General features: G+C 65.9%; 13 protein-coding genes. 7 read left to right on the top strand and 6 right to left on the bottom strand.

The window, feature by feature from the left end; genetic code table 11:
- Window positions 1–132: 132 nt before the first annotated feature.
- Window positions 133–1,347 carry a pyrophosphate--fructose-6-phosphate 1-phosphotransferase gene (locus tag ACIIOY_RS00505; protein WP_411032646.1) on the top strand — a complete coding sequence of 405 codons (1,215 nt, stop codon included), beginning with the start codon at window positions 133–135 and terminating at the stop codon, window positions 1,345–1,347.
- 239 nt (window positions 1,348–1,586) lie between these two features.
- Window positions 1,587–2,513 carry a transglycosylase SLT domain-containing protein gene (locus ACIIOY_RS00510; protein WP_411032647.1) on the top strand — a complete coding sequence of 309 codons (927 nt, stop codon included), beginning with the start codon at window positions 1,587–1,589 and terminating at the stop codon, window positions 2,511–2,513.
- 40 nt (window positions 2,514–2,553) lie between these two features.
- Here ACIIOY_RS00510 and ACIIOY_RS00515 read toward each other — a convergent pair whose 3' ends face one another.
- The gene (locus ACIIOY_RS00515; RefSeq protein WP_411032648.1) at window positions 2,554–3,141 is read right to left on the bottom strand and encodes a GNAT family N-acetyltransferase; all 588 of its coding nucleotides are present in this window, start codon (window positions 3,139–3,141) and stop codon (window positions 2,554–2,556) included.
- Window positions 3,142–3,222: 81 nt separating this feature from the next.
- On the opposite strand from ACIIOY_RS00515, the gene ACIIOY_RS00520 reads away from it, so the two are divergent.
- On the top strand, window positions 3,223–3,624 hold the full coding sequence (locus tag ACIIOY_RS00520; RefSeq protein ID WP_411032649.1) for a ketosteroid isomerase-related protein: 402 nt from the start codon (window positions 3,223–3,225) through the stop codon (window positions 3,622–3,624).
- Here ACIIOY_RS00520 and ACIIOY_RS00525 read toward each other — a convergent pair.
- Window positions 3,609–5,015, bottom strand: coding sequence for a serine hydrolase domain-containing protein (locus ACIIOY_RS00525; RefSeq protein WP_411032650.1), 1,407 nt, complete (start codon window positions 5,013–5,015; stop codon window positions 3,609–3,611). The two genes, ACIIOY_RS00520 and ACIIOY_RS00525, sit on opposite strands and share 16 nt — an antisense overlap.
- 64 nt (window positions 5,016–5,079) lie before the next feature.
- The gene (locus tag ACIIOY_RS00530; protein ID WP_411032651.1) at window positions 5,080–6,639 is read right to left on the bottom strand and encodes a putative bifunctional diguanylate cyclase/phosphodiesterase; all 1,560 of its coding nucleotides are present in this window, start codon (window positions 6,637–6,639) and stop codon (window positions 5,080–5,082) included.
- 232 nt (window positions 6,640–6,871) lie between these two features.
- On the opposite strand from ACIIOY_RS00530, the gene ACIIOY_RS00535 reads away from it, so the two are divergent.
- The 4 genes from ACIIOY_RS00535 to ACIIOY_RS00550 all read left to right on the top strand — a co-directional run bounded on the left by ACIIOY_RS00535 (window position 6,872) and on the right by ACIIOY_RS00550 (window position 10,879).
- On the top strand, window positions 6,872–7,537 hold the full coding sequence (locus tag ACIIOY_RS00535; protein WP_411032652.1) for an outer membrane protein: 666 nt from the start codon (window positions 6,872–6,874) through the stop codon (window positions 7,535–7,537).
- A 160-nt stretch (window positions 7,538–7,697) separates the two neighbouring features.
- Complete coding sequence (locus tag ACIIOY_RS00540) at window positions 7,698–8,477, top strand: glycoside hydrolase family 25 protein (RefSeq protein WP_411032653.1); 780 nt, start codon at window positions 7,698–7,700, stop codon at window positions 8,475–8,477.
- 131 nt (window positions 8,478–8,608) lie between these two features.
- Window positions 8,609–9,805 (top strand): lytic murein transglycosylase, encoded by a 1,197-nt coding sequence (locus ACIIOY_RS00545; protein WP_411032654.1) that lies wholly within the window; start codon window positions 8,609–8,611, stop codon window positions 9,803–9,805.
- A gap of 144 nt (window positions 9,806–9,949) precedes the next feature.
- The gene (locus tag ACIIOY_RS00550) at window positions 9,950–10,879 is read left to right on the top strand and encodes a DMT family transporter (protein ID WP_411032655.1); all 930 of its coding nucleotides are present in this window, start codon (window positions 9,950–9,952) and stop codon (window positions 10,877–10,879) included.
- 483 nt (window positions 10,880–11,362) lie between these two features.
- On the opposite strand, the gene metF is transcribed toward ACIIOY_RS00550, so the two are convergent.
- The 3 genes from metF to ettA all read right to left on the bottom strand — a co-directional run bounded on the left by metF (window position 11,363) and on the right by ettA (window position 15,255).
- The gene (gene metF / locus ACIIOY_RS00555; RefSeq protein ID WP_411032656.1) at window positions 11,363–12,268 is read right to left on the bottom strand and encodes a methylenetetrahydrofolate reductase [NAD(P)H]; all 906 of its coding nucleotides are present in this window, start codon (window positions 12,266–12,268) and stop codon (window positions 11,363–11,365) included.
- A 1-nt stretch (window position 12,269) separates the two neighbouring features.
- Window positions 12,270–13,277 (bottom strand): ArsR/SmtB family transcription factor, encoded by a 1,008-nt coding sequence (locus ACIIOY_RS00560; RefSeq protein WP_411032657.1) that lies wholly within the window; start codon window positions 13,275–13,277, stop codon window positions 12,270–12,272.
- Between the two features lie 328 nt (window positions 13,278–13,605).
- The gene (ettA, locus tag ACIIOY_RS00565; RefSeq protein ID WP_411032658.1) at window positions 13,606–15,255 is read right to left on the bottom strand and encodes an energy-dependent translational throttle protein EttA; all 1,650 of its coding nucleotides are present in this window, start codon (window positions 15,253–15,255) and stop codon (window positions 13,606–13,608) included.
- Window positions 15,256–15,266: the final 11 nt, after the last annotated feature.

Raw genomic sequence — 15,266 nt, forward strand, 5'->3', positions numbered from 1 at the left:
TCGTGCGGCGTGTGAATCCCCGACGCCATTCCGTCATGGAGTGCGGATAAGTTCGCCGCGCCGTTCCCCTTCGGGGGATTCTGCGCTAGACAACGCCCACTTATCGAGACGTGCCGAAGCCGAGGAGGAATTATGGCCAAGCAGAAAGTCGCAATGCTGACCGCCGGCGGGCTCGCGCCCTGCCTGTCGTCCGCCGTCGGGGGCCTCATCGAGCGCTATAGCGACATTGCGCCGGAAATCGACCTCGTCGCCTACCGTTCGGGTTACCAGGGCCTCCTTCTTGCCGACCGCATCGACATCACCAGGCAGATGCGCGAGAAGGCGCCCCTCCTCCACCGCTACGGCGGCTCGCCGATCGGCAACAGCCGCGTGAAGCTGACGAATGCGGCGGACTGCGTGAAGCGCGGCCTCGTCAAGGAAGGCGACAATCCGCTGCGCGTGGCGGCCGAACAGCTTGCCAAGGACGGCATCACCATCCTGCACACGATCGGCGGCGACGACACCAACACGACCGCGGCCGACCTTGCCGCCTATCTCGGCGCGAACGGCTACAACCTCACCGTCGTCGGCCTGCCGAAGACCGTCGACAACGACGTGGTGCCGATCCGCCAGTCGCTCGGCGCCTGGACGGCGGCGGAAGTCGGCGCCGGCTTCTTCGACCATGTCAGCAACGAGCAGAGCGCCGCGCCGCGCACGCTCGTCGTGCACGAGGTGATGGGCCGCCACTGCGGCTGGCTCACCGCCGCCACGGCCCGCGCCTACATCCAGAAGACCAGCGCCAACGAATATGTCGAAGGCTTCATGATGAACACGCAGCTGAAGAACATCGACGGCCTCTACCTGCCGGAGATGGACTTCAACCTGGAGGCCGAGGCGGAGCGCCTGAAGGCGATCATGGACCGCACCGGCTTCGTCACGCTCTTCGTGTCGGAAGGCGCCTGCCTCGACGCCATCGTCGCCGAGCGCGAGGCCGCCGGCGAGACCGTCAAGCGCGACGCCTTCGGCCATGTGAAGATCGACACGATCAATGTCGGCAACTGGTTCTCCAAGCAGTTCGCCGCCCTCCTCGGCGCCGAGCGCTCCATGGTGCAGAAGTCGGGCTATTTTGCCCGTTCCGCGCCGGCGAACCGCGACGACCTGCGGCTCATCCAGAGCATGACCGACCTTGCGGTCGAGAGCGCGCTCAACAAGGTCTCGGGCGTCACCGGCCACGACGAGGCGCAGGGCGGCAGGCTGCGCACCATCGAGTTCCCGCGCATCAAGGGCGGCAAGCACTTCGACACCTCGGTAAAGTGGTTCGGCGAGGTGATGGACGTCATCGGCCAGAAGTGGAAGCCGGCCGCCTGAACGATGCCGCGCAGAATGCGCGACGACGCTCCCCGGATCGCCCGCCGATCCGGGGCTTTTTTTCGTTTCCGGCCGGTGACGGCGAGCCTCGGGCAGGCTGCCGCCGGGGCATCGCCGGCCCTGCGGGTTGCCGCCCGGCCGCCGATCGGCTATGAGCGAGGCACGGCCACGGCCGATTGATTTGCAAACGCCCGGGCGTTCCGGCGCCCGCGCACCCCGGCAAACCGAGAACCACGACCATGGCAAAACCCTCCGTTCACCGTCCGGCCCGCATGTCCGCGCTTGCCTGCGCGGGCCTTCTGGCAACGCTTGCAGGCTGCGCGAGCGTCGCCGAGGACGTGACGGCGGCAAGGACCGTGACCCCCGCTTCGGCGGCGACGACGGACATTGCCGCGACGGAGGGTGCGGCAACGGAGGTCGCCTATGCGGCCCTTCCCGTCGCCAAGCCCGGTACCGAGGACACGCCGGAAGCCCTGCCGTCGCCGATCGCCGTTGCCGGCGAGGCTGCCGTGCCCGTTTCCGCCCTCGCGGAAGCCAAGCCCGTGACGGGCGCCGCCGCGGCCACCGCCGCGCTTGCCGGCAATACGGCCGACGCCGTCGATCCGCTCGCCGGCATGCCGCAGTCCCACGACACGGTCATCGGCGTCTCCGTCATGGAGCCCGGCTTCGACACGGGCGAGCCGGAAGGCCTCGAACAGCTTGTCGCCAGCCGCAAGATCGTGCCGATCGCAAAGCCGGCGCTGCTCAGCAATGCGGTGCTCACCACCGAGGGAGGCCTCGTCGTGCGGCAGGCCGAGCAGCCGGTGCAGAAATCTGGCACGCCGATCGACGGGCTGATCACCAAGTACGCCGCCATCTACGGCATTCCGGAATCGCTGCTGCACCGCGTCGTCAAGCGCGAAAGCCGCTACAATCCCAAGGCCTACAACCGCGGCCACTACGGCCTGATGCAGATCAAGTACGCCACGGCCAGGAGCATGGGCTACGAAGGCCCGGCCGAGGGCCTGTTCGACGCCGAGACGAACATCAAATATGCCGGCAAGTACCTGCGCGGCGCCTGGCTCGTCGCGGACGACAAGAACGACGGCGCCGTGCGCCTCTACGCGGCAGGCTACTACTACCACGCCAAGCGCAAGGGCCTGCTCGACGAGACCGGCCTGAGATAGGCACGGCAACGCCCCCTCATCCCGCTGCCGCGAGGGGCTTTTACCGCGTCGGCTTCAGCCAGAACGACATGGGCTTCCCGGTTTCCTCCTTCTCGCCGATGTCCTGCCAGGAAAGCATCGTGCGCAGATCGGCGCGATGCTCATAGCCGCGCCTGGCCCAGAATGCGTCGAGCGGCACGTAACCGGCCGGCCGCATCGGATGATCCGCCGGCCGTTCGACGGCGCAGAACGCGCACCAGTCGAAGCGGCCGAGACGGCGCGCATAGGCCTCCCGCTCCTCGAAGAAGCGCACGCCGAGCCCCCGCCCCCGGTAGGCGGGCAGCAGCACCGATTCACCGAAATAGAAGACCTTTTCCGGGTCGATGCCGGCCCCGATGAAGGGAGCCTTGAAGCTGTCCGCGGCGTCGGTCATCGGCACGCCGGTCGAGGCGCCGACGATCCGTTCGCCGTCGAGCGCCAACACGAAAAGGCTTTCGGGCGATTGCGCATAGGTGGCAAGGTAGGAGGCCTCGTAGTCCTCGCTGCCCTCGTAGAGATAGGGAAAGGCGCGGAAGACTTCGATGCGCAGGCGCGCAAGGTCCGCGATGTGCGGCGTCACGGCCTTTCCATGGACGATCTTGATCTGCATGATACGTGAATGTTCCCAAAGGCTTGAACAATGCTATAAGGCGGTCGGGTTTACCCGAGCGACAACGATATGAGGGATGACATGCCGGCAAAAGAGACGATCCGTGCCTATTACGACGCTTTCAACAGGCAGGACATGGAGGCCTTCTTCGATCTCTTGCACGAGGATGTCGTCCACGACATCAACCAGGGCGGCCGGCAGGTCGGCAAGGACGCCTTCCGCGACTTCATGGCACACATGAACCGCTGCTACCGCGAGACGCTGACGGACATCGTCGTCATGTCGAACGACGACGGCACGCGCGGCGCGGCGGAATTCGTCGTCAACGGCCAGTACCTCGCCACCGACGAGGGCCTGCCGGAAGCGAACGGCCAGACCTACGTGCTGCCGGCCGGCGCCTTCTTCGAGATCTGCGACGGCAAGGTGGCGCGCATCTCCAACACCTACAACCTCAACGACTGGATCGCTCAGGTCGGCGCCTGATCGGCCTGGAGCTTGGAGGCATCCAGCACATCGAGGATGCGCCTGACCAGCGGCTGGGGCCGATAGCCCAATCTCGACGGCGTCAGCCCCAGCCGGATCACCGCGAGCCTGCGCGAGGGAATGATCGCGGCCGACTGGCCGTCATGCCCGAGGACCCAGAACGTCTCGTCCGGCAGGCCGTGATCCGTATCGTCTTCTCCGCCCGGCCCCTTGGTCCAGGTCTGCATGCGGCTGTAGGCGCCTGCGGACACCTCGGTCGGCGTCGCCATGGCCGCGACGAACCCTTCCGGCAGCATCCGGCTTCCCTTCCAAACGCCGTCGTTCAGAAGCAGCAGCGAGAAGCGCGCCCAGTCCCGCGCGGTCGCGTACATATAGGAGGAGCCGACGAATATCCCCGTCTCGTCCGGCTCCATGACCGCGCTTGCCATGCCGAGCGGCGCGAACAGCGCCTTGGCCGGGAAGGAAAGCGCCTGCACGCGTCCGCCGAGCGCGCCCATCCAGATGCGCGAGAGCAGCACCGCCGTGCCGCTCGAATAGTTGAACTTCTCGCCCGGATTGGCTTCGAGCGGCAGCGACAGGGCGAAACGCGTCATGTCGGGCTCGAGGAAGAGCATGCGGGTCACGTCGGTGACGGAGCCGTAGCTTTCGTTGAAGGCGAGCCCGCTTTCCATGGCGAGCAGCTGGGCAAGCGTGATCTTCGAACGCGCATCGCCTCGCCACTCGGGAAAGAGGTTGTCCATCTGCGGGGAGAGCGCACCGGCCTGCATCAACCGGCCGATCAGGGCGGCGTTGACCGACTTGGTCATCGACCAGCCGAGCAGGGGCGTCGCGGCGGAATAGCCTTCGCCATAGGCCTCGGCGACGATCCGGCCGTCATGGACGACCACGAGCGCCCGCATGCCCGGCCCGGCAAGCGCGGGGTCGGCCAAAAGCGCGGCAAGGCGCGCATCGGGCGTCACCGCCTCTCCGTCCGGCCAGGCGACGGCAGGATCGCCCGCCGGTATCTCCGGCAGCGGAACATCCGAAACCGCCTGCTCTGCCGCGCGGAAATCCCCGTCCGGCACGCCCGAGCAGCCGAACCCTTCATGGAAGGCCGCATGGCCCGGCGCGAAGAGGCCGAAGAGATGGGTCGTCACCGTCTTCCCGTCGAAATCGACGGCCTGCCGCATGAGCTTCAGCAGCGGGTGGCCGGGCGCCTGCACATCCTCGGCGAGCACCTCCGCCGGGTCGCGCCCGGCGATGAAGACATTGGAGCAGACGATCTTTGCGGCATAGCCAGACCCGACAAGAAGCAGCGCGGGCGGCGATACGATGAGCCAGCTTGCCCCCACCACGACGATGAAGGCAAGGAGGGAAAGCGCCCAGGCGGCCAGCCTGTAGAATCGTCTCATACAGCCTCTCCTTCCAGTCGGGAGACAATCAGGATTCCGCTGTCATGAAAAGGCTTTTTGCGCCTCAGGCGGAAAGCCGGTTTTCCGGCTGCATCAGGAAACCCAGGACGTCCGGCGCGGCGACCGGCTCGGAGATCAGATAGCCCTGCGCCTCGGAGGCCCCGCGCTGGCGGATGAAGTCGAGCTGGCTTTCCGATTCGATGCCCTCCACGGTCGTCGTCACCTGGAACGTCTGGCCGAGCTTCAGGATGATGTCGACGAGGTCGGCGTCCCGCTTGCTCTCCATCATCGCCCGCGCGAACGAGCGGTCGATCTTCAGCTGGTCGATCGGAAAGGCGCGCAGGTTGTTGATCGAGGAAAAGCCGATACCGAAATCGTCGAGCGCGACGCGCACGCCGTGATCGCGCAGCTCGCACAGGCTTTCGCGGATCACCGTCTCGTCCACGGAGAACACGGATTCCGTCACCTCGACCGTGAGGCGCCCCGGCGCAAGCCCGGTTTCGGCAAGGCACTGTTTCACATAGTCGACGAAGGCCCGGTCCTTGAACTGGTCGCCGACGACGTTGACGGCGACGCCGGTCGGTGCCGGCCACGTCGCCGCCTCCCGGCAGGCCTCGCGCACCACCCAGTTGCCGAGCGGCAGGATGAGGCCGGTCTTCTCCGCCGCCGGGATGAAGACGTCCGGCATGATCAGTCCCTTTTCGGGGTGCCGCCAGCGAAGGAGCGCCTCGAAGGAGCGCACCGAGCGGCTCTCCACGCCGACGATCGGCTGGTATTCGAGGAAGAACTCGTTTGAGGCGATCGCCCTGGCGAGATCGTGCTCGATCGCCGCACGCGCCTGCACGTCCGCGGCGAGCGCCGCATCGAAGAAGCGGAACCCGCTGCCGGGCGCCTCCTTGGCCTCGTAGAGAGCCACGTCCGCGCGCTTCAGGAGCTCGGACATGGATCCGTCGCCCGCCTCCATGAAGGTGACGCCGATGCTGCATCCGCTTGCCACACGGGTGCGCTTCAGCTCGAACGGTTCCTCGAAGAGGCCGCAGATCGTGCGGCAGACGTCCTCGATCTTGCCCTGCGAGGGTCGTCCCGGGACCGTCACGACGAATTCGTCGCCGCCAAGACGGTAGACCCGCGCCGCCGCTGAGAGCGCGCGTTTCAGCCGTCCGGCGATGGCCGCCAGCAACTGGTCGCCCACATCGTGGCCGAGGCTGTCGTTGACGAACTTGAAGCGGTCGAGGTCGAGGAGAAGCAAGGCGGGGCGGCTCTCCTCCTCGTTCGACTCCACGATGGCCTGGATGTCCCGCTCCAGGCAGAAGCGGTTCGCGAGCCCCGTCAGCCGGTCGTGATAGGCATCGTGCGTCAGGCGCTGCTCCGTCAGCCGGCGCTGGCCGAGTTCGGCGATCAATTGCGCCTTCGACCGGCCGATCTGGTAGAAGCCCACGCCGAAGAAGACGGGCATCAAGGCAAGCGCGGTGGCGGTCGGTGCGGAAAAGCCGAAGAGGCTCGCCTGCGCGTGATCGCGCAGGAGCTGGTCGGCGGCAAGGCAGATGGTTGGAAGGAAGGCTCCGAAGACCGATCCCGCCAGCGCATAGCGCTGCTCGACCTTCGGCAACAAGGTTTTCAACATCATGTAACCCTAAACCGTTGTTATCATGACAACAGGGTGCGCCGGCCCGTATCGGCCTCACGATGTTCTAGCGGACAAAGAATGACAGAGTGTTAAGGGTGTGTTGGCGTCCGCTCACAAGATTCAAGGGGGCTCATTTTCTTCGGAACCATGGGCGCCGTGACGCGTTCTTGCGGTTGTTGTCATTCGTGCGTGGGGCTTCGCGCGTTTATCGAGTGGGAAGGACCATCAAATGAAATCCATGATCTTCGGTGCCGCCGGCATCCTGGTAACCGCAGGTGCGCTGCCGGCTTTTGCGGCCGACATGACCGTTGCCGAACCGCCGGTGGAAACCCCGATCACCGAGGTGGCGGGCATTTACGACTGGGGCGGCTTCTATGTCGGTGTGAACACCGGCTATGCCTGGACGGGAACCGAATATTCCGATGGCGTCGGCGCCATCAACCGGGATCTCGGCGGCTTCGCCGTCGGCGCCTATGCCGGCTACAACTTCTTCAACGACGGCTTTGTCTACGGCGTGGAAGCCGACATCAAGCGGGACTTCAACGACGAACGCTTCGATGCGGGCGGCACGACGCTGGAAACGGAAACCACCTGGGGCGGCTCCGTCCGCGCGCGTCTCGGCTATGCCATCGACCGGACCTTGATCTACGGCACCGGCGGTTATGCCTTCACGCACGCCAAGCTGGAGGACGTCAATACCGGCGCGAGCGAGGGTGACACCCTGCATGGCTGGACGATCGGCGCAGGTGTGGAACACGCGTTCACCGACAATGTGGCGGGCCGCATCGAGTACCGCTACAGCGACTACAGCAAGTCGGACGTGTTCGACGCGGCCGGCGTGGACGGCGATATCGATTCGCATTCCATCATGCTCGGCGTGAGCATGAAGTTCTGATGATGAAGCCGGGGCGCGCACCCTAGCGCCCCGGCTCGATCGCCCGATAACCGCAATTTCACGAATATACGCGACAGGTCGAGGACCCGTCTCGCGCGCTCCCCTTTACGGCCCGGCCCATTCGAGGCAGGATTGGTAAACGCGCAACAACGGGACCTCCATGCGTCGGTTCATTCTGGCTCTCCTGCCCCTCGCCCTCCTCGCCTCCTCCTGCTCCACAACCGATTACGATCTCGTGTCCACGGCATCGCTGCAGCCGCGCTTCGAGGACAAGGACCCGCAGGATTTCGGCGCCCGCACGCCGCATCACCATGAGGTCCACGGCATCGACGTCTCGAAATGGAACGGGGACATCGACTGGCACGCGGTCAGGAAGAGCGGCGTCTCCTTCGCCTTCCTGAAGGCGACCGAAGGCACCGACCGCCTGGACAGCCGCTTCAGCGAATATTGGCGCGGCGCACGCGCCGCCGGCGTCGCCCACGCGCCCTACCACTTCTACTATTTCTGCTCGACGGCGGATGCCCAGGCGGACTGGTTCATCGCCAACGTGCCGAAGGAGGCCGTGCAGCTTCCACCGGTGCTCGACGCCGAATGGAATCCCGCCTCGCCGACCTGCAAGCTCCGCCCGCCGGCGGAGGAGGTACGCACCGTGCTGCAACGCTTCATGGACCGCATCGAGGCGCATTACGGCAAGCGGCCGATCATCTACACGACGGTGGACTTCCACCGCGACAACCTCGTCGGCCATTTCGGGAACTATCACTTCTGGCTGCGTTCGGTCGCCAACCATCCGGAAAACATCTATCCGGCGCGCAAATGGGCGTTCTGGCAATATACGTCCACGGGCGTCGTTCCGGGCATCTCCGGCGACACGGACATCAACGTCTTCGCCGGCTCCGCCAAGAGCTGGAAAAAATGGGCCGCCACGGCTTCCCGCTGATCCCCGCGGCAGCCGCGTGACAGGGAAGGGCCGGCAAGGAGCGGCAGCACGACGCGCTTGCCTTTTTCTTCTTGCTTCCGTCACATTCATCTGAGACAGCCGGGCCAGCAACGGACCCAAGGAGCATTGAGATGCGGCAAAACCTGAAGACGACACTCGCGGCAAGCCTCACGGCCTTTCTTCTCGCCGGCAGCGCGCACGCCCAGTCCGCGGCAGCCTGCGGCGGCGACGTCAACGCTTTCCTGGAAGGCGTGAAGGCCGAAGCGGTGGCACGCGGCGTTCCGGCCGATGTCGCCGACCGGGCGCTCGCCGGTGCCGCCATCGACCAGAAGGTTCTGTCGCGCGACCGTGCCCAGGGCGTCTTCCGCCAGACCTTCCTCGAATTCTCCAAGCGCACGGTCAGCCAGTCGCGCCTCGACATCGGCCGCAGGAAGCTGAAGGAGCTCGCGCCCGTCTTCGCCCGCGCGGAGCAGGAATTCGGCGTACCGGGGCCGATCATCGCCGCCTTCTGGGCGATGGAGACCGACTTCGGCGCCGTGCAGGGCGATTTCAACACCCGCAACGCCCTCGTGACGCTGTCGCACGACTGCCGCCGCCCGGAACTCTTCCGCCCGCAGCTTCTCGCCGCCATCGAGATGGTCGGCCATGGCGACCTCGACCCGAACGGCACGACGGGCGCCTGGGCCGGCGAGATCGGCCAGGTGCAGATGCTGCCGAAGGACATCATCGAGTTCGGCGTGGACGGCGACGGCGACGGCCATGTCAACGTCAAGCAGAGCGCGCCGGACGCCATCCTCACCGCCGCGAAGTTCATCCAGCACCTCGGCTTTGCGAAAGGCCAGCCCTGGATCCAGGAGGTCTCCATTCCGGACGTGCTGCCCTTCGAGAAGACCGGCCTGCAACCGGGCATGAAGGCGGCCGACTGGTTCGCCCTCGGCGTCAGGCCGCGCGACGGCGACACGTCCTTCGGCCATCTCGAAGCCTCGCTGGTGCTGCCGCAGGGCCGCAAGGGCCCGGCCTTCATCACCTATCCGAACTTCAACATCTATCTCGAATGGAATCAGTCCTTCATCTACACGACGTCGGCCGCCTATTTCGCGACCCGCCTTGCCGGCGCCCCGCCCTATGAACGCGGCAATCCGGAGGAAGGCCTTTCCGAGGAGAGCATGAAGCAGCTCCAGACCAAGCTCCAGAGCCTCGGCCACGACGTCGGCAAGATCGACGGCATCCTCGGCTCCGGCACGCGCGCGGCGATCCAGAAGGAGCAGCTGCGCCTCGGCATGCCGGCCGACGGCTGGGCGACGCAGGCCCTGCTCTCGGCCCTCTGACGGAAAGCGGGTGGCTGACCGCCTCCCCGATGGTATAGGACATCCGTGATCTGACGCGGCGGTCGAGCCGGCCATGCGCCGTTTTTTTGCTTGATGCATGCAGGCCCGTCAGGCCTCTGGACGTTTCGGGAAGCGGGGAAAGCGATGGAACAGCGGGCAGCAGCAACGCGCATGGACGCCCGGACCTGGGGCCTGCTCGCGCTCCTCGGCATGATCTGGGGCGGCTCCTTCTTCTTCGCCCGCGTCGCCGTCGCCCATGTGCCTCCGGCGACGCTCGTGCTGCTGCGTGTCGCAATCGCCGCCCTCGCCCTCCACACCTACGTCGCCGGCCGTTTCGGCATCTATGCGACGCTGCGCGCCCGCTGGCGCGAATTCCTGCTGCTCGGCCTCATCAACAATGCCGTGCCGCATATGCTGATCTTCCTCGGGCAGACCGAGATCGGCGCGGGCCTCGCCTCCATCCTCAACGCCACGACGCCGATCTTCACCGTGCTCATCGCCAACCGGTTGACCGCGGATGAAAAGCTCTCGTCCGGAAAGATCGCCGGCTGCCTCATCGGCCTCGTCGGCACGGCGGTTCTGATCGGCCCGCGGGCGCTCGCGCCGTTCACCGGCGACAGCGGACCGCCGCTCTGGGCCGTCCTCCTGCCTGTGCTTGCCGCCGTCTCCTACGGCTTTGCCGCGACCTACGGCAAACGCTTCCGCGGCGTCGCCCCGCCCGTCACCGCCGCCGGCCAGCTCACCGCCTCCACGCTCCTGATGCTGCCGGTCTCCTTCGCCCTCGATACACCCTGGCAACTGCCTCTGCCGCCGCTTTCCGCGATCCTCGCCGTCCTGGCTCTGGCGCTTCTCTCGACCGCCTACGGCTACATCCTGTTCTTCCGAATCATGGCCGCGGCCGGAGCCACCAACACCTCGCTCGTCACGCTGCTCGTGCCGCCGAGCGCCATCCTCGCCGGCATGCTCTTCCTCGGCGAACGGCTGACGTCGCTCGGCGTCCTCGGCATGGCGCTGGTGCTGCTCGGCCTCGCGGTGCTCGACGGACGCCTTTTCGCCCGCCTGGGACGCCGCTGAAAAAACGTCGGGAACAAAGCGCTTTCCCGGCCGTTTCCCGGCAATCCGCCGGATTGCGCGCCCGACTTGCGCCACAATGGTAAATGCACAGTGTCGGCATTCGTCATCTGGTAGGGATTGTGAATTTTTTGTGGCGGAAACGATAAAGGAGGAAATTCAGCAGGTTAGCGTTGTGAATAACCATTCGGCGGAGCCCGGATGTTGCAATGCAGCAACAAAACGCCTTTCCAACCCGCTTTCTTCGGTCGTAATATCGGACCGTAACGCAAGGAGGTAAGCCATGGGACTCACACATTCCTTGAATGTTCTGATGATCAGTGCAGCGTTCCTCTTCGTCGCAACGATGATCTTCATCTGAAGCGACTCAAGCGAAGGCCGAAAGGTCAGGGAGAAAAACAAGAAAACCCTGCGGAAACCTATTCAGGCAAAGTGCATGGCCCCGGAGACGGCGCCATGCATTTTCATTTCGGGCAGGGAGAAATCTCAGGCCGCGGCGCCCGCAGCGCGGCTCCGGTCGATCTTCGCAAAGCCCGCGCCGTCGCAGACCGCCGATACCAGCGTCGCCCGGTTCATCGTATAGAAATGGAATTCGCTGATGCCGCGGGCGATGAGGTCGTTCACCTGGCGGATCGCAAGTTCGATCGCCAGGGCCGCGCGCTCCTGCGGCCGGTCGTCGACCGGTCCCATGCGCTCGGCAAGCCAGGCCGGCACGCTGGCGCCGCACAGGCCGGCGAATTTCTGGACCTGCGCGAGATTGTGCACCGGCAGGATGCCCGGCACGACCGGAATGGCGATGCCCGCCTTGCGCACCCGCTCCAGATAGCGCTCGAAATCGTCGTTCTCGAAGAAGAACTGCGTCAGCGCCCGGGTGGCGCCGGCATCCACCTTGCGCTTCAGCATGTCGATATCGGCCGCGACGTCCGGGCTCTGCGGATGCTTTTCCGGATAGGCGGAGACGGAAACCTCGAAATCGGCGATGCCGCGCAGGCCCGCCACGAGCTCTGCGGCATTGGCATAGCCGCCCGGATGCGGCCGGTAGGCCGTGCCGATGCCGCCCGGCGGATCGCCGCGCAGGGCCACGAAATGCCTTACGCCCACCGCCTGGAAATCGGCGACGACGGCATGCACCTCCTCCTTCGTCGCGCCCACGCAGGTCAGATGCGAGGCGGCCGGCAGGCCCATCTTCAGGAGATGGTGCACGGTCGCCAGCGTCGGCGCCTTTGTGGAACCGCCGGCGCCGTAGGTAACCGACATGAAGCCCGGCTCATAGGCCGAAAGCGCGGCGGCCGTCTCCCAGAGCTGGCCTTCGGCCTCCGCCGACTTCGGCGGGAAGAACTCGAAGGACAGGCGGATGTCCTTGCGGGCTGGGCTTGCGGTCGCCGGCTTCATGTCAACTCCTCCTGCGGATCGCGATGGGGTCGGCCGCCCGTTCGCGCTGGTCGCGGGCAAGCCATATGGTCACGGTGAGCGCATCGGCCGCCGAATGCGCGGGTTTAAGGTCGACGACCTCCTCGACGGCGAGCCCCGCCTTTTCCAGCCATTCGGACATGGTCTGGTGCGAGAAGCCGAGGCGGATATGGGCATGCTCGTCGCGCAGGTGCTCCAGCGCGTGCGGCGCAAGGTCGATGATGGCAAGGCGGCCGCCGGGCGCCAGCATGCGCGCCGCCTCCGCGATCGCCGCCTCCGGCTCGTCGAGGAAGTGCAGCACCTGGTGGATCGTCACGACGTCGAATTCGTCGCGCTCCAGCGGCAGGTTGAAGATGTCGCCGTGGCGGATCGAAGCCTTGGTGATGCCGGCGCGGTCGAGATTGGCCCTCGCGACCGCCAGCATGTCGCGGCTGGCATCGACGCCGACGCCGCGCCGGTAAAGCCCCTCGAAGAGCTGGAGGATGCGCCCCGTGCCCGTGCCGAGATCGAGGAAGGCATCGACCGGCTCGGTGCCGATCATCTCGGCAAGCCTTGCCTCCACCTCCGCCTCGCTGACATGCAGGCGCCGTACCGCGTCCCACTCCGCCGCGTTGCGGCTGAAATAGGCCTGCGCCTTGTCGGCGCGGATCTTCTTCAGGGCGCGCAGCCGCTCGTCGTCGCGCGCGAAGACCGCATCCGCCGGGTCGACGGCATCGAGAAGCCCGCGGGCGAGCGCGACGGCAGGTCCGCCCTGGCTGAGCCGGAAGAAGGCCCAGGCCCCCTCCTGGTAGCGGTCGACGAGCGCAGCTTCCGCAAGCAGCTTCAGGTGGCGCGAAATGCGCGGCTGGGACTGGCCGAGGATGTCGGTGAGGTCCGTCACCGTCAGGTCGCCGTGCGAGAGCAGCGCGATGAGGCGAAGGCGCGTCGGCTCGCCCGCCGCCTTCAGGATCTCCACGATGTCGTCCAGTCCGAGTTTCTGCGTGTCGCCCATGGTCTTTCCAATCAAGACATAAAGATATGTTTATGTGATTAACCCGCACCGCGCAAGAGCCAATCCGTAACGCGATCTTCCCATCAACAGCCCCAAAGAAAAACCCCGGCGAACCGGGGTTTTTGAGTGGCCAATAAAAGACGTTCTCTGCGGCCGCCCCTCATCGCTGCCACAGGCTTCCTTCTCCCCGCAAGCGGGGAGAAGGAAGCCTGTGGCAATGCCTTGCCGGATAATCGAGGAAAACAGTGCGGCAATGTCCCCGCTTGCGGCGGGAAGGCGCGGGCAGGCGCATGAGGGCATTCCCCCACCCCACCGGCCGAGACCCCGGTCAACGCGTCAGGCGCTTGTAGGTCACGCGCCTCGGGTTCACCGAATCCGGGCCGAGGCGGCGGATCTTGTCCTTCTCGTAGTCCTCGAAGTTGCCCTCGAACCATTCCACATGGCTGTCGCCCTCGAAGGAGAGGATATGGGTGGCCAGGCGGTCGAGGAACATGCGGTCGTGCGAGATGATGACGGCGCAGCCGGCGAAGTTCTCCAGCGCGTCTTCCAGCGCGCCCAGCGTTTCCGTGTCGAGGTCGTTGGTCGGTTCGTCGAGCAGGATGACGTTGTAGCCGCCCTTCAGCATCTTGGCGAGGTGCACGCGGTTGCGCTGGCCGCCCGAGAGCGTGCCGACCTTCTGCTGCTGGTCGCCGCCCTTGAAGTTGAACGCGCCGCAATAGGCGCGGCTGTTCATCTCGTGCTTGCCGAGCTTGATGACGTCGTTGCCGCCGGAGATTTCCTCCCATACGGTCTTGTCGCCGTTGAGCGCATCGCGGCTCTGGTCGACATAGCCGAGGTCGACCGTGTCGCCGACGACGATCGAGCCCGAATCCGGCTTTTCCTGCCCGGTGATCATGCGGAAGAGCGTCGTCTTGCCCGCGCCGTTCGGACCGATGACGCCGACGATGCCGCCCGGCGGCAGCTTGAAGCTGAGGTTCTCGATGAGGACGCGGTCGCCATAGGCCTTGGTGAGGTTTTCCGCCTCGATGACCGTGTTGCCGAGGCGCTCGCCGACCGGAATGACGATCTGCGCATCGCCGGGCCGTCGGTCGGCGGCGGCCTTGACCAGTTCGTCATAGGCCTTGATACGGGCCTTGGACTTTGCCTGGCGGGCCTTCGGCGAGGAGGCGATCCATTCCTGCTCGCGGGCGAGCGCCTTCTGGCGGGCGCCCTCCTCGCGCTCCTCCTGCGCCATGCGCTTGGCCTTGGCCTGGAGGTAGGCGGAGTAGTTGCCCTCGTAGGGAATGCCGCGGCCGCGGTCGAGTTCGAGGATCCAGCCCGTGACGTTGTCGAGGAAGTAGCGGTCGTGGGTGATCATCAGCACGGCGCCCGGATATTCGCGCAGGTGCTTTTCCAGCCATGCGATCGTCTCGGCGTCGAGGTGGTTGGTCGGTTCGTCGAGCAGCAGCAGGTCGGGCTGCGAGAGCAGCAGCTTGCAGAGCGCGACGCGGCGCTTCTCGCCGCCGGAAAGGCTGTCGACCGAAGCCTCGCCCGGCGGGCAGCGCAGCGCGTCCATCGCCATCTCGACCTGGCTCTCGAGGTCCCACAGGTTCTGGCTGTCGATGATGTCCTGGAGCTTGGCGCCCTCGTCCGCCGTCTCGTCGGAATAGTTCATCATCAGTTCGTTGTAGCGGTCGAGGATCGCCTTCTTGGCGGCAACGCCTTCCATGACGTTCTCGAGCACATTCTTCGAGCCGTCGAGCTGCGGCTCCTGCGGCAGGTAGCCGAGCGTGGCGCCTTCGGCCAGCCACGCCTCGCCGGTGAACTCCTTGTCGAGCCCGGCCATGATGCGCAGCACGGTCGACTTGCCCGCGCCGTTCGGGCCGAGGATGCCGATCTTGGCATCCGGGTAGAAGGACAGGTGGATGTTCTCGAGGATCTTCTTGTTGCCGTAGGCCTTGTTGAGCCCCGACATGTGGTAGATGAACTGACGTGCCATGAAAACGCGCT

This window comes from Shinella agrisoli, assembly GCF_046557955.1.
Taxonomy (GTDB): Bacteria; Pseudomonadota; Alphaproteobacteria; order Rhizobiales; family Rhizobiaceae; genus Shinella.